We start from the raw sequence: 24674 nt of genomic DNA on the forward strand, positions 1-24674 counted from the left end.
GCCCTGCCCGGCCCTGCCCTACCCTGCCCTGCCCTGCCCTGCGCGGCCCCTGCGTGACACTGCCCCGCCCCAGGCGGCTGACCTAGTACCTGAGGTGGTGAGATCGCCCCTCGATGGGTCCGAACTCGACCTCTCGGGTCCTAGGTCGGCGAGGGTGGCGCGCCCACCGGGCACGAAGAAGCCCCGCGGTTCCCGACGTGGTGTCGGGGTGCCGCACTGGACGAAGGTGCGGCCCCGCGGGGCTCCGGTGGCTGCCGTGGTCTCGCTAGCGCTCGCGCGCCGTGGAGACGGCATGCCGTCCGATCACTTTGACGAGCGGCTAGCGGACAGCCACCTCACGAGTCCCAAGATTCTTCACGTCTCGGACCACCTCCTTTCGCGTGTGCCGCCAATCTACGTCCGTCGTCGCCGCACGCCAAGGTATTTCCGACACGGATCTCGGACCAGCGCTCCTACACTCGAGCGATGCCGCAGATCCGGATGGTCGCGTTCGACGCCGACGACACGCTCTGGCGCAGCGAGGACTACTTCGAGGCGGCCCAGGCGGAGTTCGAGCGCATCGTCGCCCCGTACGTCACCCGCCCCGGTGCGCTCGACCGCCTCGCCGCCGTCGAGAGGGCGAACCTGAGCGTCTTCGGCTACGGCGTCAAGGGCATGGCCCTGTCGATGATCGAGGCGGCCATCGAGGTCACCGGTCAGCGCATCAGCGCCGCCGACCTGCACCGCATCGTGGTGCTGAGCAAGGACATGCTGCGTCATCCGGTCGAGCTCCTGCCCGGGATCCGGGCCGCCGTCGAGGAGATCGCCGCGGAGCACCCGATCGTCATGATCACGAAGGGCGACCTGTTCCACCAGGAGGCCAAGGTGCGCGACTCCGGCCTCGGTGACCTGTTCCGCCGCATCGAGATCGTGAGCGAGAAGGACGCCGCCACCTACGCGCGACTGCTGGCCGAGTTCGAGGCGGACCCGACCGAGTTCGTGATGATCGGGAACTCGCTGCGCTCGGACATCGCGCCGGTCCTCGCGCTCGGCGGCTGGGGCGTCCACGTCCCGTACCACCTCACCTGGGCGCTGGAGCTCGAGGCGGAGATCCCGCCCGAGCACGTCCGCCGGCTGCACACGGTCGCCTCCGCCGCGGAACTGCCGACGGCGGTGCGCGCCATCGTCGACGGGGTCCCGCCGGAGTCCCTGGGCGCCTGAGGGCCCCACGTTGCGGTGCGGTTCCGACGCATCCACCTGCCTCGGTTCCACCGCTCGCGCTGCACCGAGCCGGGCGGGAGCACCGTCCCGCAAGCGGTCCTGCACGTCCACGGTCAGGTCCGGGTCTGCATCACAAAACGTGGGCAATCGCGGAATGCACGCGGTTGCGGTACGGTTGCATTCCGTTGCGCCGGGGCTTGCCCCCGGACGCCGATCACACCCAGTGGAAGCGCAGGAGGAGTCAAGTGTCGGAGCCGATCCAGCAGTTCGTCGCCGGAGAACTGCCCGTCGAGGTGTACGCCTCCGAGCGGGAGATGGGGGCGGCCGCCGCCGCCCGTGCCGCCGCGGTGATCCGTGACGCCGTCGCCGCGAACGGGCACGCGCGGGTGGTCATCGCGACGGGCAACTCCCAGTTCGCATTCGTCGAGGCGCTCAAGGACCAGGACGTCCCGTGGGGCGACGTGACCGCGTTCCACATGGACGAGTACGTCGGCATCGACGAGGACCACACCGCGAGCTTCCGCCGTTGGATCGGCGAACGCATCGAGCAGCCGTTCGCCCCGGCCAAGGTCGAGTACATCATCGGGGACGCTCCCGACGCCCAGCAGGAGGCGGACCGCTACGAGGCGCTCCTGCGCGAGAAGCCGCTTGACCTGGTCTGCATGGGCATCGGCGAGAACGGCCACCTGGCCTTCAACGAGCCCTACGACGCGGACTTCGAGGACGAACGCTGGGCCCGGGTCATCACGTTGACCCCCGAGTCGGTGCAGCAGCAGATCGGTGAGGGTCACTTCCCGGACGAGGCCTCCACCCCGAAGACCGCCATCTCGCTGACCATTCCGGCGCTGCTGTCCGCATCGCACGTTCAGGTCTGCGCGCCCGAGGCCCGCAAGGCCGAGGCCGTGGCCCGGGCGCTGTCGGATGAGGTCAGCACGGCCTGCCCGGCCACGAAGCTGCGCGAGTCCCCGAACGCCCGGCTCTTCCTCGAGCCGGCGTCCGCGTCCTTGATCGCCGCACGGGCCTGAGGCTCGGCGGCCAGAACGCCGACCCGGCCGGCGGGGGTGGGCCGGGTCGGTCCTCCACGGAGGGTCCACGGGGCCACCGGCCCGGTAGGTTCGGGATCGTGAAGGGGCCGAGATGACCGAACGGGTACTGCTCACGTCCGGCCGGGTGGTCGCCGACGGCGAACTGCTCGACGGCGCCTGCGTCCTTCTCGAGGGAACGCGGGTCGCGGACGTGCTCACCGCCGCGCCGTCGACTGCTCTGCTGCGGTCCGCGCGGGTGCTGGACGTCGACGGGCGGATCGTCGCACCAGGTCTCATCGACCTGCACATCCACGGGGCCGCCGGCCGCTCGTTCGAAGAGGCAGCCCTGGGTGGAGATACCCCTGCTGTCGAACGCCGGGGGAGTGCCGACGGATCCGGGCGGACCCAGGGGCCCGCAGCCACCGACACGTCCGTGCCCGCAGGGGTGCCCGCGCCCATCGACGACGCGGTGCCCGCGATCCTGCGCCACCTGGCATCGGTCGGCGTGACCGCCACCCAGGCCTCGCTCGCCTCCGACCGCGTCGGCGTCATGGCCGGCAAGGTGCGGGCCCTGCACGCCTGGCGTGACCGCGGCGTCCCCGGTGGCGCCGATCTGCTCGGTGTCCACCTCGAGGGCCCGTTCCTCGCGCAGGCCCAGGCCGGTGCCCACGAGCCGAGCAAGCTGTGCGCGCCGGCGGCGGCGGACGTGGCGTCCTTGGTGGCCCTCGCCCCCGCGATGGTGACGCTCGCACCGGAGCTGCCGGGCGCCGTCGAGGCCATCCGGGCGTTCACCGCCGCCGGCACCGTCGTGGCCGCCGGACACAGCGAGGCCACGGTCCCGACCCTGGCCGAGGCGGTCGAAGCGGGCCTGAGTCACCTCACCCACCTGTGGAGCGGGCAGTCCAGCACCACGCGCAGCGGCCCCTGGCGGGTGCCCGGCCTGCTCGAGGCCTCCCTGGCGTCGGACACCCTCACCGCGGAGGTGATCGCCGACGGCAAGCACCTGCCGCCCGCGCTCCTCGAGATCGCCCGCCGGTGCCTGGGCGAGCGGCTGGTCGTGGTGTCCGACGCGACCCAGGGCGCCGGCATGCCGGAGGGGTACACCTACGGCCTCGCGGACGTCCGCTGCGAGGTGCGCGATGGTGTCGGCATGGTCATCGGCGCCGACGCCTTCGGCGGGAGCACCACCACCCTCGCCGCGATGCTGGCCCACCTGCACGTGGATCTCGGCTGGCCGCTGCTCGAGGTGCTCGCGATGGGCTCGTCCCGTCCGGCCCGGGTGGCCGGTGTGGCCGACCGCAAGGGATCCCTGACGCCAGGACATGACGCGGACGTGGTGGTGTTCTCGGACGGCCTGTCGCCTTGGCGCACGTTCGTCCGGGGCCGCGAGGTCCCGGCACCCTGAGGCGCACGCCCCGGAGGCGTTGCTCAGCCGAATGCCGCGGCGATGGCCGCGATCACCACGATCACGGCGACGAGGGCCACCCCTCCGCCCACCCCCCAGAGCCAGATCTTGCCGGCGCCTATGTGCTTGGCGTTCGCCCCGAACGACGCGAGCCGCTCGGTCCACCAGGTCGCCGAGGGCATGCCGTCGCGGGCGACCCGGGCGTTGTACTGCTCGACGGACTCCCACGGCTGCGGGCTGACGACCGCATCATCGATCATGAGGCGGAACTTGTGCCCGGACACCGTCCTGAGGGTGAGGGTTGACTGCTGGGAACCGTAGACGCCGCCGACGTAGGACGCCTTCGCGACCTCCTGGGGTGCGAAGTCGGCCAGCACCTGCTCCTGGGGGCTCTCCAGATCGATGATCCGGATCCGGTCCTGCCGGGTCCACTCCAGGCGCACCTTCCTCGTCTGGAACACGGTCGCGCCGGTGAGCATGGTCGTGTTCAGGCGCAGGTCGGTGGCCATGGGCGCGGGCTGGTTCATCTGTGGGGCTTCCGCTCGTGGAGGGGTGCAGGGTCGGGCCGGATTCTACGGCGTGGGCGCGGGGGCCGTGCTCCCCCGGATGATGAGCCGGGTCTCGAGCTGGACGACCGGCTTCGGGGCGTCGTCGGGGTGGTCGACCAGATCCAGCACGAGGTCGACGGCGGTGGCGCCGGCCCGCGTGCCCGGCACGTGGATCGAGGTGAGGGTGGGGTAGGCCATGCCGGACATCGGGCTGTCGTCGATGCCGATGACCGAGATGTCCGGCCCCACGCGCAACCCGCGTTCGGTCAGCCGGGCCATCAGCCCCATCGCGATCATGTCGTCATAGGCGATCACCGCGGTGATGTCTCGGCTGTGCACGAGGTCGGCGGCCCGGACCCCCGCCTGGATCTGCGGCTCGAACGGACCGAACTCGACCAGTTCCAGGTTCAGGTCGGCGCACGCGGCTCGCATCGCCGCCTGCCGCTGGGAGTTCGACCAGGACCGCCGCGGCCCGTTCAGGTAGCAGATCCGCTTGTGGCCGAGCGAGGCGAGGTGCTCCACGGCCTCCAGGATGCCCTCGGACGCCTCGATGATCACGCTCGCTGCGCCGTCGACCTTGCGGTTGACGAAGACGATCGGCTGCAGCGCGGCCAGTTCGGGCAGCGACTCGACGGGCGTGCGCGGGGACACCACGATCAGGCCGTCGACCCGCTTGCGCATCACGCGGGCCCGCTGGATCTCGTCGGCCGGGTGCTCGTCGACGTCCGAGATCAGGACCGTCTTGCCCTTGGTGCTGGCCCGGCTCTGGACCGCCTTGATGATCGGTGGGAAGAACGGGTTGGCGATGTCCGGGACGATCAGCCCGATCAGGTCGCTGCGGCCGGACGTCAGCGACCGCGCCACCTGATTCGGCTCGTAACCCATCTCCTGGGCCACGCGGCGAATCTTCTCCCTCGTGGCGTCGTTGACCTTCTCGGTACCGGACAGGGCGCGCGAGACCGTGGAGGCGGACATGCCGACGGCGCGGGCGACGTCGGCGAGCGTGACGGCCATGACTACCTCTCCCTTTCCGATCTCGCGACGGTGGTGATCGAGCCCACGGTGGCGCCCACCGCCGACCTCGGTGATGGCTTCCATGCGGGTGCGCAGCCGGTGCTTGTGCGAACGCGTGCGCAACGTGCGCCGATGCTACCGCACCAGGGCGGTGAGCAGACGACCGCCCGGCGCAGGTTGCGACAATCTGCGCACGCTTGCCGCAACCGCTTGCGTCCCGTAACGTCCCTGCTCATGGAATCTCCGACGGTAACGCAGACTCCGTCCGGCCCCGGTGCCGACGCCCATCTCCGGCTCGGACTCGTGGGCAACGGCAACCGCGGAGTGATCGCGCAGCGGGCCAGCATCGACGACGGGAACGCCATCGTGGTGGCCGTCTCGGACCCGCATCCCCGGGCGCAGGACCGAGCACGCGAACGCTTCGGCGCCGACGTGGCGGTGGGCTCGGACCTGGGCGTCCTCCTGGAAGCGGACCTGGACGCCGCCTTCGTGACGTCCCTGGACCACCAGCACGCGGACCACGTGGTGAATCTGCTCGAGGCCGGCATCGACGTCTTCGTGGACAAGCCGATGGCTACGACGGTCGCGGACGCGGACCGCATGCTCGAGACCGCCAGATCGACCGGTTCCCGGCTGTACGTGGGTCACAACATGCGCCACATGCCCGTGATCATGCTCATGCGGGAGCTGGTCCGCGCCGGTCGGATCGGCGAGGTCAAGGCGGTCTGGTGCCGGTACTTCGTCGGCGACGGCGGGGACCGGTTCTTCAAGGACTGGCACGCCGAGCGCGCGAATGTGAACACGCTCCTGTTGCAGAAGGGCGCTCACGACATCGACGTGATCCATTGGCTCGCCGGCGGGTACACGAGGCGGGTCAGCGCCATGGGCGCCCTCACCGTGTACGGGGACGTGACCTCCCGGACGGACCGGACCGGACAGGTGGTCACGGAGTGGCTGGACCGGGAGAAGAACTGGCCCCCGCTCGCCCAGGAGGGGCTGAACCCGGTGATCGACGTCGAGGACATCTCGATGATGACCATGCGCCTGGACAACGGGGTGTACGCCACCTACTCCGAGTGTCACTACACACCGGACTACTGGCGCAACTACACGATCATCGGCACCGAGGGCCGGATCGAGAACTTCGGGCTCGGGCACGAGGGCGTGGTGCGGCTGTGGAACCGGCGCACCGAGTACAACGCCGAGGGCGATGAACAGTTTCCCATCCCGGACGTCGAGGGCGGCCATCACGGGGCCGACCCGGCACTGCTCGCCGAGTTCCTGGAGTTCGTCCGCACCGGCGCCCCCACGGCGACCTCCCCGGTCGCTGCCCGCGAAGCGGTCGCGGCGGGTGCCACGGCGGCCGAGTCGATGCGTGGTGATTCCGGCGCGTTGGACGTCCCCGAGCTGGACCCAGAGCTGCGCGCCTACTTCGAGAATGGGCAGCGCCCGCCCGACTGAATCCGTACTGGTGTTGCAGCAACCGCTTGCGGTCGCTAGGTTCAGATCACCCCCGTCCCGTCCCGAACGCCGCAGGGCGCACCGCGACAGTCCCGGGCCGACGTGGCCGTCGGCGCCGGTTCCGCACCCCAGCGGTGCACCCCACGAGAAGTCTGACCCACGGCGAGAGCCGCGAGCTGGAGGAAAATTCAATGACGATGGAACACCGGAGCATCTCCCGCCGGTCCCTGCTCAAGTTCGGTGGCGGCGGTGCGGCGGCGATCGCCATCTTCGGCCTCACCGCGTGCTCCGACGACGAGGCACCCAACCCGTTCGACGGCAACGGCGCCGACGCCAAGGAGTCACCCATGCTCACCGAGCGGGTCGAGGCCGGCGATCTCCCCGAGCTCGCCGAGCGGCTGCCGGCCACCCCGATGGAGGTCGAGGTCATGGACGGCCCGGCCCAGTACGGCGGCACCCTCAACCGTGCTCAGACCGAGGTCGGAGATGCCGGCGCGCTCACCGCCTTCGCGAGCGTGGGTCTGCTCGAATGGAACTGGGACTCGGACGGCTTCCTGCCCAGCCTCGCCGAGGAGTTCAGCAAGAACGACACGAACACGGAGTTCACGTTCGTCCTGCGCGAGGGGCTGAAGTGGTCCGACGGCGAGCCGTTCACCTCCGCCGATCTGCAGTTCACCATCGACGACGTGCTGCGCAACGAGACCACGATCCCGGCGGCGCCCTTCTGGTTCAGCGACGGCGACGCCCGGCCCACGGTCGAGGTTCCGGACGAGCGCACGGTGATCATCCGCTACACCCAGCCGTTCGGGTTGTTCGAGAAGTACATGTGCCACCCCGCCGTGAGCAACCAGTTCCTCAAGCCGAGGCACTACCTCGAGCAGTTCCACCCCACCTACACGGACCCGGCCGAGGTGGATGCTGCCACGGCGGCCGCCGGGTTCGACTCCTGGGACCAGTACTTCGGTGACCGGGACAACTGGTGGACGAACCCGGAGCGGCCGATCCTCGGCGCCTACCAGGTCATCAGCGCCGCGAACGCCCAGAGCGGCACGGCGACCTTGGAGCGCAACCCGTACTTCTGGAAGGTCGACCCCGATGGGCGCCAGTTGCCCTTCATCGACCAGATCCAGGTGCAGGTCCTCGCCCAGGATGCCCTCGACCTGCGCGCAGCGAACGGTGACCTGAACTTCCAGGGGAACTTCCTCGGGTACAACTCGGCGCAGGTCTACCTCCAGAACGCCGAGGACCGAGGGTACGAGATGCTCCGTTGGAAGAACGACGCCACGCTCCTGTCCCTGTGTGTGAACCTGTCCCACGCCGACGAGGTGCTCCGCGACCTCTTCCTCCAGGTCGACTTCCGAGCAGCCCTGTCCCACGCGATCGACCGTGAGGACCTGAACGCCACACTGCTCGGGGGACTCGGGGACGTCCGGCAGCCGCTGGCCACCGAGACCTCCGACTACTACGTCGAGGGCACCGGGCAGCGATTCATCGAGTTCGACGTGGACCGGGCCAACGAGCTCCTCGATGGTCTCGGGCTCACCCGCGGCTCCGATGGCGTCCGGCAACGACCGGACGGCCAGCCGCTCGCCCTCGTGCTGCTCTACGTGGACAGCACCGCCGGCGTGCCGACGGCGGACGCGTTCACCATGGTGCAGCGGTACTGGGCGGAGATCGGACTGACGCTGAGCCTGCGGCCCGTCGACCCGACGTTGTACGCCGAGCTGCGCAGCGCGAACGACTTCGACATCGACGGCACCACGATGCCGAGCGACGACTTCGACCTCGAGCCGGTCTGGTACATCCCCACCGGCGCGAACAGCCACAGCGCACCTGGGTTCGGACAGTGGTACGCCTCGAACGGGTCGGAGGGTATCGAGCCTCCCGAGGAGATCCTGGCGCTGATGGACAACTGGGACCTGCTGCGGGGTGCCGCGACCGACGACGAGCGCGTGGAGGCGGGCCGTGCGATCGTCACGCAGCACGATGAGAACGTGTATGCGATCGGGCTGCTCGGCCTGCCCTTCCAGCCGGTCATCGTGACGAACGACGTGCGGGGCGTGCGCGACGACGAACCCAAGCTCTCCTTCTACTACGGGCGCGAGGGCATCACGAAGCCGGAGCAGATCTCGTTCCTGCCCGCGTGAGCCACGACGGGCACGGCCGCAGCCGAGCAACCCGCTCCCGGCCGGCCGTGCCCGCGGCCACGCCTGACCACATGTCCGGACCGAGCGGAAGGAGGAAGCGATGCTGAGATTCACGATCCACCGGATCCTGCACGTGATCCCGACCCTGATCATCATCTCGGTGATCTCGTTCTTCATCATCCAACTGCCGCCCGGGGACTTCCTGACCACTCAGGTGGCCGCGCTGGAGGCGCAGGGCGAGAGCATCGACCCGGCCCAGCTGGAGGCCCTCCGGGTCCGATACGGGATCGACGACCCGTTCTGGATCCAGTACTGGAAGTGGATCAGCAACATCCTTCTGCACGGGGACTTCGGGCTGTCCTTCCAGTTCCAGCGGCCGGTCATCGACCTCATCACCGAGCGCCTTCCGCTGACCATCCTGCTCGGCGTCGCCACTCTGCTGTTCACCTGGGCGATCGCCCTGCCGGCCGGCATCTACTCAGCCATCAAGCAGCACTCCGCCGCGGACTACACGATCTCCGTGGTGGGCTTCGTCGCCCTCGCGGTCCCGAACTTCCTCGCTGCCCTGGTGCTCGCCTACGTCGGGTTCGCCTACTTCGGGCAGAGCGTCGGCGGGTTGTTCTCGCCGGAGTACGTCAATGCACCCTGGAGTCTCGCCAAGGTCGGCGACCTGCTCGAACACCTGTGGATCCCGGTGCTCGTGATCGGCCTGGCGGGCACGGCGGGCATCATCCGCACCATGCGGGCGAACATGCTCGACGAGCTGTACAAGCCCTACGTCACCACGGCCAGGGCGAAAGGACTTCCGGAAGGACGCAACATCCGTAAGTACCCGCTGCGGATCTCCCTGAACCCGTTCATCTCCACCGTCGGCTGGTCGATCCCGAGCATCTTCGACGGCGAGGTGATCGTGGCGACCGTGCTCGCCCTCGGCACCACCGGCCCGCTCCTGCTGGCCGCCCTGAAATCGCAGGACATGTACCTCGCCGGAGGGATCATCCTGATCATCGCCGTGCTGACCGTGGTGGGCACGCTGATCTCGGATCTGCTCCTGGCCGCCGTGGACCCACGGGTCCGATTCGGGAAGGCGTGATCCGATGACCTCCCAGACCCAACTTCCCGTTGCCGACCCCGAGTCGGACGACCCGACCGGGACCGAGACGACGGACCGCCTCGACACCGAGACCGGGCGCAGCCGTACCGAGGTGACCTCGGCGCCGCAGTGGAAACTGATCTGGTGGCGCTTCCGCCGACACCGGCTGGCGATGATCGGCATGGTCATCCTGGTGATCCTGTACGTGGTCGCCCTGTTCGCGGGCTTCTTCGCCCCGTTCAACACCACGTCCTACAGCGGGCAGCACGCCTACCAACCGCCGCAGATCCCGCACTTCTCATTCTCCGAGGGCTTCTACGTCCACCCCACGACCGGCGCCACGGACCCCGAGACGCTGGCTCCGGTGTTCACCGAGGACACCTCGCAGATGGTGCATCTCGGCTTCTTCGTGGAGGGCGACCCCTACCGGCTGCTCGGCCTCGTCGACGCGAACGTCCACCTGTTCGGGCCGGAGGACCCGGGCCAGCGGTGGTACGCGCTGGGCGCGGACCGGGGCGGCGGTGACCTGCTCTCGAAGATCATCTACGGCTCGCAGATCTCACTGTCGATCGGGTTGGTCGGGGTGGCGATCTCGCTGCTGCTCGGCCTGATCCTCGGTGGCATCTCCGGGTACTTCGGTGGCACCACCGACACGGTGATCCAGCGCATCATCGAACTGTTCATGTCGATCCCGACGCTTCCCCTGTGGCTCGGCCTCGCAGCGGCGGTGCCACCCCAGTGGGGTCCGATGCAGACCTACCTGATGATCACCGTCATCCTGTCGCTGGTGGGCTGGACCTCGCTGGCCCGGGTGATCCGCGGCCGGCTGCTGCAGACCCGTGGTGAGGACTACGTGCTGGCCGCCAAGCTCGATGGCGTCCCGACCGGCCGCATCATCTCCCGGCACATGCTGCCGTCCTTCGCCTCCCACATCATCGCCACGGTGTCCTTGGCGGTGCCCGCGATGATCCTGTCCGAGACGTCGCTGTCCTTCCTCGGCCTCGGCCTGCGGGCCCCAGCGGTGTCCTGGGGTGTCCTGCTGCAGAACGCGCAGAGCGTGAACGTGGTGGCCACTGCGCCGTGGCTGCTGCTGCCCGGGCTGGCTGTGGTCCTGGCCGTGGTCGCGTTCAACTTCGTCGGAGACGGGCTCCGGGACTCCGCAGACCCGTACGGAAAGAGGTCCTGATGTTCTCTGCGCGCCGCCGTATCCGCGAGCGTGACCGTGCCGCCCGCGCCGCACAGCGTGGTCTCGCCGGCGCGGTCGTCGACGCCGCCGAGCTCAGCGATGCCGAGGCGATCCTGGACATCCAGGGGCTGAAGACCACGTTCCACTCCGACGAGGGCACGGTGCATGCCGTCGACGACATCGACCTGGTGGTCCGGCGGGGCCGGACCACCTGCATCGTCGGGGAGTCGGGTTCCGGCAAGTCCGCGACGGCTCGATCGATCCTGCAGGTGGTGGACAACCCGGGCCTGATCGAGGACGGTCGGATCCTGTTCCGGGCCGACCCGGAGGGACCGGTGCGGGACCTCGCCGCGCTGAGGTCGAAGGGCGACGCGATCCGCTCCGTCCGGGGGCGTGAGATCGGCATCATCTTCCAGGAGCCGATGTCCGCACTGAGTCCGGTGCACACGATCGGCAACCAGATCAGCGAGGTGCTCGAGCTGCACAGCGACCTCGGCCCGGCACAGATCCGCGAGCGCGTCATCGACGAGCTGAACAACGTGGGCATCCCCCGCCCGGACGAGCGCATCGACGCCTTCACGTTCCAGCTCTCCGGTGGCATGCGTCAGCGGGCCATGATCGCGATGGCTCTGATCGCCCGCCCGGCGCTCCTGATCGCCGACGAACCGACCACGGCCCTGGATGTCACCACCCAGGCACAGATCCTCGACCTGCTCGGCGAGCTCAAGGTCGAGCTCTCGATGACGATGATCTTCATCACCCACGATCTCGGCGTCGTCGCCGAGATCGCCGACGACGTGGTCGTGATGCGGCACGGCAAGGTGGTCGAGACCGGCCCCGTCGACCAGATCTTCCACGACCCGCAGCACGACTACACGAAGGAGCTCCTGGCCAGCCTCCCGCAGCGGTCCGCGCCGCTCGGCGAGCCCGAGGCGCCCGAGGCGACCCCCGCCGTCGGGGATGCAGTGCCCGACGGCGGTCGGCCGGGTTCGGTCGATGTCGTCGAGGTGGTCTCCGACCCGCGGGAGACGGTCCGGCACGAGCACCCACAGGCGCGCCCGCTGCTGCGGATCCGGGACCTGCGGATGGAGTTCGACGCGGTTTCGGGGACCATGTTCGGGCGGCGCCGCAAGGAGAAGATCGTCGCCGTCAACGGCGTGGATCTGGACATCGCCGAGGGGGAGACCCTCGGCCTGGTCGGGGAGTCCGGGTGTGGCAAGACCACCCTCGGCCGATGCGTGATGCGCGCCTACGACCCCACCGGCGGTGAGCTGCTCTATGACGACGGTTCGGGCGCCGTCGATCTCGCGGGCCTGTCCCAGAAGCAGTTGCTGCCCTATCGGAGGCAGGTGCGGATGGTGTTCCAGGATCCGTACGGGTCGCTGAACCCGCGGATGACGGTGCGCCAGGTGATCGGGGAGCCGCTGCGCGTGGCCGGCCTGGCGCGGGGGTCGGAGCTCGACGACCGGGTCGAGACGATGCTGGAGCGGGTCGGCTTGAGGAGTTCGATGGCGAGCCGGTACCCGCACGCCTTCTCCGGCGGCGAGCGCCAGCGGATCGGCATCGCCCGAGCGCTGATCACCTCCCCGAAGCTGGTCATCGCGGACGAGGCGGTCTCGGCCCTGGATGTCTCGGTCCGCACGCAGATCCTCGAGCTCCTCGCCGACCTCCAGGACGAGCTCGGCCTGACGTATCTGTTCATCTCCCACGACCTGTCCGTGGTGGAGCGGATCTGCGATCGGGTCGCGGTCATGTACTACGGCAACCTCGTCGAGGAGGGACCGGCGGAGCAGTTGTTCGCGAACCCCCAGCACGGCTACACCCGGGCCCTGCTCTCGGCGGTGCCGGTGGCCGACCCGCGGGTGCGCGGCACCCGCGAACGCGTCGTCTACCGGCCGGACGAGGGTGAGTCCGAGGAGTCAGCGGCCTGACGCCCGGAGCCGCTCACCGAGCGTGTCCCGCAGCAGCCGCAGCGGCGCGCGGTGTGCCATCGCCGGCAGGACCCACTGCCAGCCGCCGCGGCCCTCGTCGTAGACACGGCTCCGGAGCATTCGATCGGGATCCACGAACTCCTCGCGCACCTGCACGAAGCGGACCCGTTCGTCGACGGCGGCCGCGAGCACCGCGAGGAAGGCGCCGCCGCCTTCCCCGTGCAGATGGACGGGGCTGTTCACGTCCAGGCCGGGGTAGGTGCGGGCCAGGTGGGTGTCGGTGAGGAGCAGGTCGACGGCGCGGGTGACGTCGTGGACCCGGCCTGCGGTCAGGGAGTCGCCGAGCCAGAGCAGGTCGCAGAGGAGTTTGTAGGTCGAACTCGCCTGATCGGTGGGTGCCAGGCCGTCCTTGTCGTATGGCGTCAGAGCGCCGTGGCCGCGCACGTCGAGCGCGAGGACGAGGTCTCGTGGGTCGTCTCGTCGAGTGAGTGGGTGGTCGTCGGTCAGCCCCGCCGTGCCCTCCTCGAGCAAGAGGATGTGCACGGCGCGCGGACCGCCGGTCGGGCTCTGATCGGCGGACAGGAGGACCCCGGCGCCCCAGAGGTCGGTCTCCGCTCGCCACAGCCCGTGGGTGGTCCCGGACGGTCCGGGAAGCCAGCGGGCATGGGGTGCGCCGGCCGGTCGGCGACCGTCGTGGACGCGGTCCCGTAGCCAGGCCACCGCCGCATCCGGGGTCGGTTCGGGCAGCGCCTCGTAGGACGTCAGGTTCAGGTCGTACAGGAACCTGGTCTCCGGGTTGTCGAGGGCGACCTGGCCCGACGGCGTGCACGTGAGCCGGACGGGTTCGAACAGTTCGGGCTCGGCGACCGGGACGGACGCGGCTCCCAGGTCTGTCGCTGTGGCCGACGTGGCGGCGCCGGGCGTGGTCAGGGCGGTCTTGGCCGGCGGTGCGACTGCCGCGACCGCCGGGGGGCCTGCCGCCGCTTCGAGGACCCCACCGGCCGGCTCGGTCGTGGTCGGTGCGAGCGCCCAGCCGAAGAACTCGACCGCGGCGCGCGCGAGCTCCGGTGCGTACCGGTGGGTGCTGTGTGCGCGAGCGAGACGCAACGCGTCCGGTGCGCCGAGGACGTCGTAGGCGCGCTGTGCCGCGGCCACCGAGTCCAGCGTGCCCTCGATCGGGAAGAAGTCGAACTCGGCGGCGAGCACCGCCACCGGCCGGGGTGCCATGACCGCCAGGAGGTCGGCGTGGTCGACGCCGTTGCGGGTGCCACCGAGCAGAATCTGCTCGGCGTCCTGGCGCTGCCCGGACCACAGGTAGGAGCCCCGGCTGGTCAGGTAGGTGCCGACCGCGGCCGCCGCCAACCGCGGCTCGAGGGCGATCATCAGCGTGCACAGCATTCCGCCGCCGCTGTTGCCGGTGATGCCGATCCGAGCCGGGTCCACCTCGGGCAGATGGGTGAGCAGGTCGATCGCCCGGCGCGCGTCGTGCACGAAGTAGCGGGCCGGCGAGTCACCGAGCCACCAGGACTGGATGCCGGCATAGGTATGTTCGGTGGTCCCACCGGCGACGAGCGGTTCGCCGTCGGCGTCGAGGTAGCCGAGCCGTTCCCCCTGTCCCCATGGGTCGATGGCCAGGACCACGAAGCCGGCATCCGCCAGTCGCCCGCACACCGCCTGGTACTCGGGATCGGCCTTCGCGAGCGGCGCGTGCCCGCAGACGAACAGGATCGCCGGTCCCGCGGCGGCGTCCCGGGCCGCACCGGTCGTGCCCGGGCGGTACAGGTTCGCCGTCACGGGTACGCCCGGCAGGGACTCCAGGATCAGGGTGTCGACCGTGTGGTGGGCGGTCTCGAGTCGTTCACCCCAGGTCACCGGCGGGCAGGTGTCCTCGCCGCTCGTGGTCACCTCGCCGCCGATGCCGGCCGCCACCGCGGCTCGGGTCGCCGCCTGGTGCGCCCGGACCAGCTCCGGGGTGTCCGCCGCGAGCAGGTCCGCCCGGCCACGGGCCAGTTCCGCCTCCGTGCGGGCGGCCACGTGCCGGAGCAGGTCCTGCGAGACGTCCACGTAGCCGTCAAGATTGGCTCTGAAGCCGAGCGAGGGCACTGGCACTCCTTCGTGGGTGTCGCGAGGTGGCGCCCCGCGACGGTATCGTGGCCGGAATGAATGCGGTTGCTGCAATTGCAGGAGCCAGCCTACGACGATGTCAGGGAGATGTCATGAGCACGCTCCGGGACCACCCGAGCGAATCCGGTGCGAGCGGCCGGCACCCGAACGCCGAGCGCGCCCGACGAGCCGACACCACGGACCCTGGCGAGGCCGACCGACCGCGGCGACGCTACGCCGTCGTCGGCCTGTCGAACCGCGGTGTGGCCAGCTTCGTGCGCCCGCTCCTGGGAGTCTCCGACTCCGGTGCCGGGGAGGACGCGACGCTCGGCTACGGCGCGGACGCCGACGACTTCTCCGGCCACGGAGAACTCGTCGCGGTCCTCGACGTCGACCGGGCCCGCGCGGGCGCGTTCGCCGCCACGATCCTGCCCCCGGGGCACCCCGACGTGCCCGCCTATGCACCCGAGCAGTACGGCGACCTGCTCCGCTGGACCCGGCCGGACGCCGTCATCGTCACCTCGCCCGACCACACCCACGCCCGCTACATCGTGGAGGCGCTGAAGCACGGCGTCGATGTGATCTCGGAGAAGCCGATGGTCGCCACCGCCGCGGACGCCGCCCGGGTGCTCGAGGCCGAGCGCGAGTCGGCCGGCACGGTGCGGGTCACCCACAACCTCCGGTACACGTCCCGCCACCGGCAGATCAAGCGGATGGTCCTGGCCGGCGCGATCGGGCGCCCGCTGCACGTGAACCTCGACTACCACGTGGACATCCGGCACGGCGCGAGCTACTTCCTGCGCTGGAACCGCGAGCGGGCGAACTCGGGCGGACTGACCATCCACAAGTCCACGCACCACCTCGACCTGATCTCCTGGTGGCTCGCGGACGCCCCGAGCACCGTCTACGCCGTCGGGGGTCGCGACTACTACGGCCCGGGCAGCCCGCACCGTCCGGACGCGGCGAGCCCGGCGCAGGTGCGCGAGCGTGACCCGTACTACCAGGCCCAGCGCGGCAGCGGCACGTTCCCCGACGGGGCCGGGGAGACCCGGCGCGGCCTGTTCGACCTGCCCTACGAGGTGCAGTACCCGGCCGGGCGCGACCTCTACCTCTACGACGACGAGATCGACATCGAGGACCACGTCGCCGCCCTCCTGACGTTCGAGCGCGGCGCGACCGCGGCGTACGCCGTCGACTTCTCCTCACCGTGGGAGGGGTACCGGGCCACGCTCACCGGCACGCACGGAACCATCGAGATGTTCACCGGGCGCACGCCCGACGGCGAGGCGTTGCCCGGGTCCGGGCAGGTGGTGCACCGTCCGCTGTTCGGGCCGGCCGAGGTGATCGACATCGAGAGCGTGTCCGGCGGGCACGACGGCGCGGACCCGCTGATGCGACGGGATCTCTTCGTCGGACCGGATGCCGAGTCCGTCGCCCTCGGCCTGGGCGCCTCGGCCCGGGAGGGGGCGCTCGCGGTGGCTGCGGGGGAGGCGATCTGGCGGTCGATCGGGGAGGGTCGGATCCTCTCGATCGCGGAACTGTTGAATGGCGAGTATTCCTAGTTCCTTGACAAGGTGAACAAACGGGGTCACGATGGCTTCGTGCACCGCAGCACCGAGATCACCTCGTTCGCGAGCCTGCGGCCCTCGACCAGGGCCGTGGTGCGCGAACTCCTGCGCGTCGGGCCGCTGTCCCGGGCGGAGTTGGCGCGGCGCCTCGACCTCTCCCCGGCGAGCCTCACGAAGCTCACCAGACCGCTGGTGAACTCCGGTCTGGTTCGGGAGGAATCCGCGCCATCCGCCCGACCGGGCCGCCCGGGGGCGCCGCTCGTGATGGACGTCGCACGGCACCGCTTCCTCGGCATCAAGATCACCGGTGACGAACTGTGGGCGGTCGCCACGGACGCCGGCGGGGCCGTGCAGAAGGCGGTGCACCGGGCGTTGCTCGGCACGGACGTCGAGACCGTGACCGGTCAGATAGTTGAAGTGATGAACGAACTCGACCCGGACGGTAGCGCTCAGGCCCTCGGCGTCGGGCTGGCGGGCCGGATGCTGCACTTCGACGACACGGTCCGGGACAACGGCTACCTGGGCTGGGACGACGTCCCGCTCGCACGCATGATCACCGACGCCACCGGCGTCCCGACGGTACTCAGCGGGGACGCTCGCGCGCTCACCGCCGGGGTCCAGTGGTCCGGGCCCGGCCGCGGCTACGACGACTTCGCCGTGGTCACCATCGGCGTCGGGATCGGCGTCGGTCTGGTCCTCGGCGGCCAGGTCCGCGCGGGTGGGCACGGCACCGCCGGCCACGTCGGGCACACCCCGATCACCGAGTCCGGACCACTCTGCGAGCTCGGCCACCGCGGCTGTGCCGCCGCCGTGCTGAACGCCGCCGCGATCACCGGCGCCGTCGGCGTGCCACACGGGCGCGCCGACCTGGACCTGGCCGACGTGGTCGCGCTCGCGGACGCCGGCGACCCGGCCGCCGTGCGCGCGCTGGAGGACGCCGGCCGGGCGCTCGGCACCCTGATCGCGGTCATCGTCAACCTGCTCGACCTGCCCGCCGTGATCCTCGCCGGCGACGGTCTCGGCATCATGCCTACCGCCCGGCCCGCGATGGCCGCCGCGCTCGCCGAGCACCTCGACCCCGGCACCCGCGCCCCGCGCGTCGAGGAGTTCGACTCGACCTTCGACGAGTGGGCCCGCGGCGCCGCGGTCGTCGCCTGCCAATGGGTGCTCGCCGCACCCGAGACCATCGGCACCCACCGACCGAGCCAACGAACGCCGTCGGGCGTCTGAGCAGAGCGACTCGGCGCCCGCCCGCATGACCCGACGAAGCACCGACAACCCACCACCCGACCCCCGATCAGGAGCACCAGTGACCACGTTCCCACCCGAACCGCAGAGCCCCCTCGACCCCGACGCCGGCACATTCAGCATCGGCATCGTCGGAGCCGGCCAGTTCTCCAAGAGCTTCGCGACCCTCTGGGACCTGCACCCGAACGTCAGCCGCCTCGTCGTGACCGACCTGGTGCCCGAGCGGGCCGAGCAGCTCGCCGCACGCTACGAGGGCGCCACCACGGTCGCGAGCTTCGAGGAGATGCTCGCCGGCGACGTCGACGCCGTCGCGATCTTCACCCAGCGCTGGACCCACGCCCCGCTCGTGCTCGCGGCCCTGGCCGCGGGCAAGCACGTCTACTCCGCGGTGCCGATGGCCACCGAGATCACCGACCTCGACGCGATCATCGCCGAGACCGAGCGCACCGGCCTGACCTACATGATGGGTGAGACCAGCTACTACAACCCGGCCACCGTGCACCTGCGGAACAAGATCGCCGAGGGCGCACTCGGGCAGGTGTTCTACTCCGAGGGCGACTACGTCCACGACATGGACCTGGGCTTCTACGCCGCGTACCAGTACAGCGGGGGCGAGGACTGGAAGGCGACGGCGAGCTACCCGCCGATGCTGTACCCGACGCACGCCGTCGGTGGGGTCCTCGGTGCGCTGCCCACGCAGGCGGTGAGCGTCAGCTGCCTCGGCGTGGAGGACCGCCGCGGCGACGGCGTCTTCGACCGGGAGGTCAGCCAGTTCGGCAACAGCTTCTCCAACGCCACCGCGCTGTTCGAGCTCTCCGACGGCGGCACCATGCGCACGAACGAGATGCGCCGGGTCGGCTACCCCTCGCACATCCGCGAGTCCCGGTTCCGGTTCTTCGGCACCGAGGCCAGCTTCGAGCAGCTCGCCCACCAGAGCGTGTGGAACGACAAGTCCGAGTCCATCGACATCTCCGAGCAGTTCGTGCCGCTGCGCAGCGACACGAACGGTGAGGAACTGGCGGACGTCGACCCGGCGCTGCGGGAGGCGTTCACCTCCGGCTCCGCCCCGGTGCACGACCGCAGCCGGCTCCCGGCCGTCTACGCCGACGCCCCGAACGGGCACGAGGGCGCGCACCACTACCTCGCCGACGACTTCGTGCGCGCCGTCGTGACCGGCGTGGCGCCTCCGGTGGATGCCCGCCGGGCTGCCATGTTCACCGCCCCCGGGATCGTGGCGCACGCCTCCGCGCTCGCCGGCGGGCAGCGGCTGCCGATCCCCGACTACGCCCACCCGACCGCCTGAACCCGAGCACCACCCGCCACACCTGAAACGCCTGCAACCACGCCTGCAACGACGCCTGCAACGACGCAAGGAGTAGACCATGGCCCTGGCAACCACCACCCGCGCCGGACGGGAGGGACGCCGTCGGCGGCGGGACGACACCCGGCTCGCGCTGGCCTTCATCCTCCCGGCCACGATCGGTCTGGTCATGTTCTACTTCTGGCCGCTGCTGCGCGGCATCTACCTGAGCTTCACGTCCTGGGACCTGCTCAGTCCGGTCGAGTTCATCGGCGGCGACAACTACGTGCGGATGGTCTCCGACCCGGTGTTCTGGAACGCTGTGCGGGTCACGATCCAGTACGTCGTCATCAACATCGGCGTGCAGACGGTCGTGGCGCTGCTCCTGGCCGTGCTGATGCAGCGACTCAGCCAGTCCACCCTGATGCGTGGCCTGGTGCTGACGCCGTACCTGGTCTCGAACGTGGTCGCGGCGCTGGTGTTCCTGTGGATCCTCGACTTCCAGCTCGGCATCGGCAACCAGCTCCTGGAGTGGATCGGGCTGGACCGGATCGGGTTCTTCACCACCGAGGCCTGGGCGATCCCGACCATCGCGCTGGTGAACGTGTGGCGGCACATGGGCTACACGGCGCTGCTGATCTTCGCCGGCCTGCAGACCATCCCGCCGACCATGTACGAGGCCGGCCGGATCGACGGGGCGTCCGAGACCCGGATGTTCTTCGGGATCACCCTGCCGCTGCTGCGCCCGATCCTCGGCCTGGTCCTGATCGTCTCGGTGATCGGGTCGTTCCAGGTGTTCGACACCGTGGCCGTGACCACCAGCGGCGGGCCGGTGGACGCCAGCCGGGTGCTGCAGGTCTACATCTACGACAAGGCGTTCGCGCAGTTCGACTTCGGCTACGCGTCCGCCCTCAGCGTGGCGCTGCTGATCATCCTGATGGTCGTCACGTTCCTCCAGTACCGCATCACGCGTGCGGGCCAGACGGACCTGAGCTGAGGAGCCGACCATGACCGGAATGACCGCAACGACCGGCCTCGATCCCGTCCAGGACGAGGTCCGCACCACCCCGGAGCCGCGACGCCGGCCCCGCCCGACCGTCGGGAAGGTGGTGGCCTGGGTGGTGATGATCGTCCTGCTGCTGATCACCCTGTTCCCCTTCTACTGGATGCTGCGCACCGCACTGTCCAGCAACAGCGCCCTGTACGCGAACGCCACCTCGCTGCTCCCGGTGGACTTCAGCTGGGGCGGCTTCGAGCGGGTCTTCGGCCTGCAGACCACCGAGGAGGCGATCGCCCAGGGCGGTTCGGGAGCCTCGATCGACTTCTGGCTCTACCTGCGCAACTCGGTGATCGTGGCGACCGTGGTCACCGCCTGCCAGGTGTTCTTCTCCGCGATGGCCGCCTACGCGTTCTCGCGGCTGCACTGGAAGGGCCGGAACACCGTGTTCAGCGTGTTCCTGCTGTCCCTGATGGTCCCGGTGATCTTCACCCTGCTGCCGAACTTCGTGCTCATCCGTGATCTCGGCCTGATCGACACCCTGTTCGGCATCATGCTGCCGGGCCTGTTCATGACCCCGTTCGCGATCTTCTTCCTGCGGCAGTTCTTCATGAACATCTCCACCGAGGTGGAGGAGGCGGCACTGATCGACGGCGCCAGCAAGGTCAGGGTGTTCTTCTCGCTGATCATCCCGATGTCCGTCGGGCCGATCGCGACCATCTCGATCCTGACCTACATCGGCTCGTGGAACGACTACTTCTGGCCGTTGATGGTTTCCTACACCGACGAGTCCCGGGTGCTGACCGTGGCCCTGGGCAACTTCAACGCCCAGACGCCGCAGACCGGGCCGGACTGGTCCGGCCTGATGGCCGCGACCCTGGTGGCGGCGCTGCCGATGATCGCGCTGTTCCTGGTGTTCGCGAAACGGATCGTCAACTCCATCGGCTTCAGTGGGATCAAGTGAGGCGGCACATCATGAACAGGACACATTCCCGACGGCGGGGGCTCGCCCCGCGCGTCGCGCGGACGTCGGCGGCACTCGCCGCCGCGGCGCTGGTGGCGGCCGGGTGCTCCGGCCCGGCCGAGGGCGACGGCGGTGGCACCGCCATCGACTACTGGCTCTGGGACGCCAATCAGCTTCCGGCCTACCAACGGTGCGCGGAGGCGTTCGAGGAGCAGAACCCGGATCTGCAGGTGCGGATCAGCCAGTACGGCTGGGACGACTACTGGAGCAAGCTCACCGCGGGCTTCGTGGCCGGTGCCGGACCGGACGTGTTCACCGACCACCTGACCCGGTACCCGGAGTTCGCCCAGCGTGACCTGCTGGTGGACCTGTCCACCCTGGAGGCCACCGCCGACACCGACCCGGGCGGCTTCCAGGCCGGCCTCACGGACCTCTGGACCGGTCAGGACGACGGGCTGTACGGCATGCCGAAGGACTTCGACACGATCGCGCTGTTCTACGACCGGAACCTGGTCGAGGAGGCCGGCCTGAGCCCCGAGGATCTCGACGGGCTGGACTGGAATCCCGAGGACGGCGGCTCCTTCGAGGAGGTGATCGCGCACCTGAGCGTCGATGAGGCCGGGGTGCGTGGCGACGAGGAGGGCTTCGACGCCGGTAACGTGGCCGTCTACGGGATGGCCTCGAACGGGTCCGGCGGCACCGACGGGCAGACCCAGTGGTCCTGGCTGGCCGCCTCGACCGGCTGGAACTACACCAACGCCGATGTCTGGGGTACCGAGTACCACTTCGACGACCCCCGGGTCCAGGACTCCCTGGCCTGGCTGTTCGGGCTCGTGGACAAGGGCTTCATGGCCCCGTTCGAGGAGGTCGGAACCGCGCCGAACCCGCAGCAGGCCCTCGGCTCCGGCCGGGCGGCGCTCTCCGCGAACGGGTCCTGGATGCTCGGGACCTACGCGAACCTCGAGGGCATCGATCTCGGCATCGCGTCGCTGCCGAGCGGGCCGGTGGGGCATCCGGTCTCGATGTACAACGGGCTCGGGGACTCGATCAGCGCCCAGTCCCCGGACCCGGAGGAGGCGGCCCGCTGGGTCGCATTCCTCGGGTCGGACGACTGCCAGCGGCTGGTCGGTGAGGCGGGTGTGGTGTTCCCGGCCCGGCCGGCCGGCACCGAGGCGGCGATCGAGGCGTTCGCCGACCGCGGTCTGGACGTCTCGCCGTTCACGGACCTGGTGGACAACGGGTACACGGTGTTCTTCCCGGTGACCGACAACTACGGCGAGATCTCCGCCCTGGTGACCCCGATCATGGACGAGATCTACATCGGGAGCCGGGACGTGGGCACGCTCACCGAGGTGAACGAACAGGTGAACTCGATCCTCGGCGGGGGATAGCGCGCCCCGCGCTCACCGGCCGGCGGCGCGCCCGGTCAGGCGGGTCGGCTGGACGTCGTAGTGGTCGTGGCTGGTCCGCACCGACCCCCAGCCGCCGGTGAGGGACCTCAGGTCGATCACGTACCGCCCGAGTTCGGCGGCCGGGACGAGCGCCTCGATGACCTGGGTGCCGCCGTCGAGGGTGCGGGTGCCGAGCACCTGGGCGCGACGGGCACCCAGGTCGGCCAGCACGTCCCCGGTGCTCGAGTCGGGGACGGTCACCTGCACCGAGTCGATCGGCTCGAGGATCACCGTGCCGGCCTCGGCCACCGCCTCGCGGAGCGCGTGTGCCGCAGCCGCGCGGAACGCCATCTCCGAGGAGTCGACCGAGTGGTACTTGCCGTCCACACACTCGGCCACGACATCCACCACCGGGTGCCCGTGGGCACCGCCGGCCGCCATCGCCTCGGCCAGGCCGCGCTGCACGGCGGGGAGGTACTGCCGCGGCACCGCGCCGCCCACGACCTTGCTCTCGAAGGTCAGGCCGGTGCCGCGCGGCGCGGGGCGCAACCGCATCCGCACCACGGCGAACTGCCCGTGCCCACCCGACTGCTTCTTCACCCGGCCCTCCACCTCCACTGCGGTGGCGAGCGTCTCCCGGAACGCCACCCGGACCGGCTCGGAGACGGCGCGTACCCCGAACTTGCGCTCCAGCCGCTCGAGCGAGACGTCCAGGTGCGTGTCCCCGGTTCCGCTGAGCAGGATCTGCCCGGTGTCGGCGACGTGCTCGGTGGCCAGCGCCGGGTCCTCCGCACACAGCCTGCGTAGCGCCTCCGGCAGCCGGTCCTCCTCCGCGGGGGTGGCGGCGTGCACCGCCACGGAGTAGCCGGGCTCCGGCCAGCTCGGCTCTCCGAGCGTGACCGGTCGGCCGGGGCGGGCCAGCAGCGTACGGGTGGGGGAGTCGGTCAGCTTCGCGACGGCGGCGATGTCGCCCGCGGGCACCCGCACGGCCAGGAGATGTTCGGTGCCGCGGATCCGGAACAGACCGTGCAGCCGTTCGGAGGCCCCGGTGCCGGTGTTCGTCAGGTGGTCCTCGGCCTGCACCGTGCCGCTGAGCACCTTGATCACCGAGACCTGCCCCACGAACGGATCGGTCACCGTGCGGAACACGTGCACCAGTGGTTCCCCGTCGGGATCGGCCGGCACCTCCGTCTCCCGGCCACCGACGAGCACCCGGGTCGGTCGTGGTGGTGGGCCGAGCAGGCAGACCTGGTCGAGCAGCTCGGTGATGCCCACCCCCGTGACCGCGGAGCCGACGAGGACGGGAACGACGGTCTCGGCGGCCACCTCGGCGGCGAGCGTGGCCCGGATCTCGGCCGGGGTGAGCTGATCGCCGGCCAGATAGCGCTCCAACTGGTCGTCGTCACCGGTGACCACCTCCTCCACGAGGTCCTCGTGCAGCCGGTGCTGTTGCGCGGCGATCTCCGGCGGGGCGGCGACCGGGTGTGAGCGGCCGTCGCCGTCGTAGTCGGTGTCGGTGTCGGTGAGCAGGTCCGCGATGCCCTGGAAGCCGTCACGCTCGCCGAGTGGCAGTTCGACGGCCCGGATGGTCGGGCCGAACCGGTCCTGGAGGTCGCTGAGCACCCGGTGGAAGTCGGCCCCGGCCTTGTCCTCCTTCGTCACGAACACCAGTCGGGGCAGTCCCAGCGCCACGCACCTGGCCCAGGCGCGCTGGGTGCCCGGCTCGACGCCGCTGGTGGCGGCGACCACCAGGACGGCGAGGTCGGCCACCGAGAGCGCCACGTCGACCGCGTGCCCGAAGTCGTCGTGACCCGGGGTGTCGATGACGTTCACCCGGTAGCCGCGACCCGCGGTCGTCCAGTCCAGCGGGGCGAGGGCGAGCGTGGTGGAGATGCCCCGACGGGTCGCCTCGGGGTCGGTGTCGCACACGGTGGAGCCGTCCTCGGTGCGGCCCATCCGGCCGATCACGCCGGCGCGCTGCAGCAGCGCCTCCACCAGCGTGGTCTTGCCGCAGCCGCCGTGGCCGATCACGGCGATGGTGCGGATGTCCTGCGTGCGCGGGTCGTCCATCTCGGTCCGTTCAGCTGGGGACG

Annotated in this window: 18 protein-coding genes; 14 read left to right on the forward strand and 4 right to left on the reverse strand. The window is 70.3% G+C overall.

Features of this window, described 5'->3' with window-relative positions; genetic code table 11:
- The first annotated feature begins 465 nt into the window (after positions 1-465).
- The 3 genes from EXU48_RS08090 (at position 466) to EXU48_RS08100 (ending at position 3630) form a co-directional block, all read left to right on the forward strand.
- Positions 466-1200, forward strand: coding sequence for an HAD family hydrolase (locus EXU48_RS08090; RefSeq protein ID WP_133107159.1), 735 nt, complete (start codon positions 466-468; stop codon positions 1198-1200).
- A gap of 245 nt (positions 1201-1445) precedes the next feature.
- Positions 1446-2225 carry a 6-phosphogluconolactonase gene (locus EXU48_RS08095; RefSeq protein ID WP_133107160.1) on the forward strand — a complete coding sequence of 260 codons (780 nt, stop codon included), beginning with the start codon at positions 1446-1448 and terminating at the stop codon, positions 2223-2225.
- 112 nt (positions 2226-2337) lie between these two features.
- The gene (locus tag EXU48_RS08100; protein ID WP_133107161.1) at positions 2338-3630 is read left to right on the forward strand and encodes an N-acetylglucosamine-6-phosphate deacetylase; all 1293 of its coding nucleotides are present in this window, start codon (positions 2338-2340) and stop codon (positions 3628-3630) included.
- A 23-nt stretch (positions 3631-3653) separates the two neighbouring features.
- Here EXU48_RS08100 and EXU48_RS08105 read toward each other — a convergent pair whose 3' ends face one another.
- A complete protein-coding gene (locus tag EXU48_RS08105; RefSeq protein WP_133107162.1) occupies positions 3654-4157 on the reverse strand; it encodes a hypothetical protein in 504 nt (167 codons plus the stop codon).
- A 45-nt stretch (positions 4158-4202) separates the two neighbouring features.
- Positions 4203-5192, reverse strand: coding sequence for a LacI family DNA-binding transcriptional regulator (locus EXU48_RS08110; RefSeq protein WP_133107163.1), 990 nt, complete (start codon positions 5190-5192; stop codon positions 4203-4205).
- 234 nt (positions 5193-5426) lie between these two features.
- On the opposite strand from EXU48_RS08110, the gene EXU48_RS08115 reads away from it, so the two are divergent.
- The 5 genes from EXU48_RS08115 to EXU48_RS08135 all read left to right on the forward strand — a co-directional run bounded on the left by EXU48_RS08115 (position 5427) and on the right by EXU48_RS08135 (position 13010).
- Positions 5427-6653: a Gfo/Idh/MocA family protein gene (locus tag EXU48_RS08115; RefSeq protein ID WP_133107164.1), complete on the forward strand. Its 1227-nt coding sequence runs from the start codon at positions 5427-5429 to the stop codon at positions 6651-6653.
- A 191-nt stretch (positions 6654-6844) separates the two neighbouring features.
- Positions 6845-8800 carry an ABC transporter substrate-binding protein gene (locus EXU48_RS08120; RefSeq protein ID WP_133107165.1) on the forward strand — a complete coding sequence of 652 codons (1956 nt, stop codon included), beginning with the start codon at positions 6845-6847 and terminating at the stop codon, positions 8798-8800.
- A 100-nt stretch (positions 8801-8900) separates the two neighbouring features.
- Positions 8901-9893: an ABC transporter permease gene (locus tag EXU48_RS08125; RefSeq protein ID WP_133107166.1), complete on the forward strand. Its 993-nt coding sequence runs from the start codon at positions 8901-8903 to the stop codon at positions 9891-9893.
- A gap of 4 nt (positions 9894-9897) precedes the next feature.
- Entirely contained in the window at positions 9898-11079 is a 1182-nt protein-coding gene (locus tag EXU48_RS08130) for an ABC transporter permease (protein ID WP_133107167.1), read from the forward strand.
- Positions 11079-13010: an ABC transporter ATP-binding protein gene (locus EXU48_RS08135; protein WP_133107168.1), complete on the forward strand. Its 1932-nt coding sequence runs from the start codon at positions 11079-11081 to the stop codon at positions 13008-13010. Before EXU48_RS08130 ends, EXU48_RS08135 begins: the two co-directional genes overlap by 1 nt.
- Here EXU48_RS08135 and EXU48_RS08140 read toward each other — a convergent pair.
- On the reverse strand, positions 12999-15113 hold the full coding sequence (locus tag EXU48_RS08140; protein WP_133107169.1) for an alpha/beta hydrolase family protein: 2115 nt from the start codon (positions 15111-15113) through the stop codon (positions 12999-13001). The two genes, EXU48_RS08135 and EXU48_RS08140, sit on opposite strands and share 12 nt — an antisense overlap.
- Positions 15114-15226: 113 nt before the next feature.
- On the opposite strand from EXU48_RS08140, the gene EXU48_RS08145 reads away from it, so the two are divergent.
- The 6 genes from EXU48_RS08145 to EXU48_RS08170 all read left to right on the forward strand — a co-directional run bounded on the left by EXU48_RS08145 (position 15227) and on the right by EXU48_RS08170 (position 22581).
- A complete protein-coding gene (locus EXU48_RS08145; RefSeq protein ID WP_165962727.1) occupies positions 15227-16675 on the forward strand; it encodes a Gfo/Idh/MocA family protein in 1449 nt (482 codons plus the stop codon).
- Positions 16676-16714: 39 nt separating this feature from the next.
- Entirely contained in the window at positions 16715-17911 is a 1197-nt protein-coding gene (locus EXU48_RS08150) for an ROK family transcriptional regulator (RefSeq protein WP_165962728.1), read from the forward strand.
- A 79-nt stretch (positions 17912-17990) separates the two neighbouring features.
- Positions 17991-19232: a Gfo/Idh/MocA family protein gene (locus EXU48_RS08155; protein ID WP_235856910.1), complete on the forward strand. Its 1242-nt coding sequence runs from the start codon at positions 17991-17993 to the stop codon at positions 19230-19232.
- A 79-nt stretch (positions 19233-19311) separates the two neighbouring features.
- Positions 19312-20226 carry a carbohydrate ABC transporter permease gene (locus tag EXU48_RS08160; protein WP_133107173.1) on the forward strand — a complete coding sequence of 305 codons (915 nt, stop codon included), beginning with the start codon at positions 19312-19314 and terminating at the stop codon, positions 20224-20226.
- A gap of 19 nt (positions 20227-20245) precedes the next feature.
- Positions 20246-21190, forward strand: coding sequence for a carbohydrate ABC transporter permease (locus tag EXU48_RS08165; protein WP_207947667.1), 945 nt, complete (start codon positions 20246-20248; stop codon positions 21188-21190).
- Positions 21191-21201: 11 nt separating this feature from the next.
- On the forward strand, positions 21202-22581 hold the full coding sequence (locus tag EXU48_RS08170; protein ID WP_133107174.1) for an ABC transporter substrate-binding protein: 1380 nt from the start codon (positions 21202-21204) through the stop codon (positions 22579-22581).
- A 12-nt stretch (positions 22582-22593) separates the two neighbouring features.
- Here the strand turns inward: EXU48_RS08170 and EXU48_RS08175 are convergent, their stop codons facing one another.
- On the reverse strand, positions 22594-24651 hold the full coding sequence (locus EXU48_RS08175; RefSeq protein WP_133107175.1) for an elongation factor G: 2058 nt from the start codon (positions 24649-24651) through the stop codon (positions 22594-22596).
- Positions 24652-24674 lie beyond the last annotated feature (23 nt).

It is taken from the genome of Occultella glacieicola (assembly GCF_004353825.1).
GTDB classification, from domain to species: domain Bacteria; phylum Actinomycetota; class Actinomycetes; order Actinomycetales; family Beutenbergiaceae; genus Occultella; species Occultella glacieicola.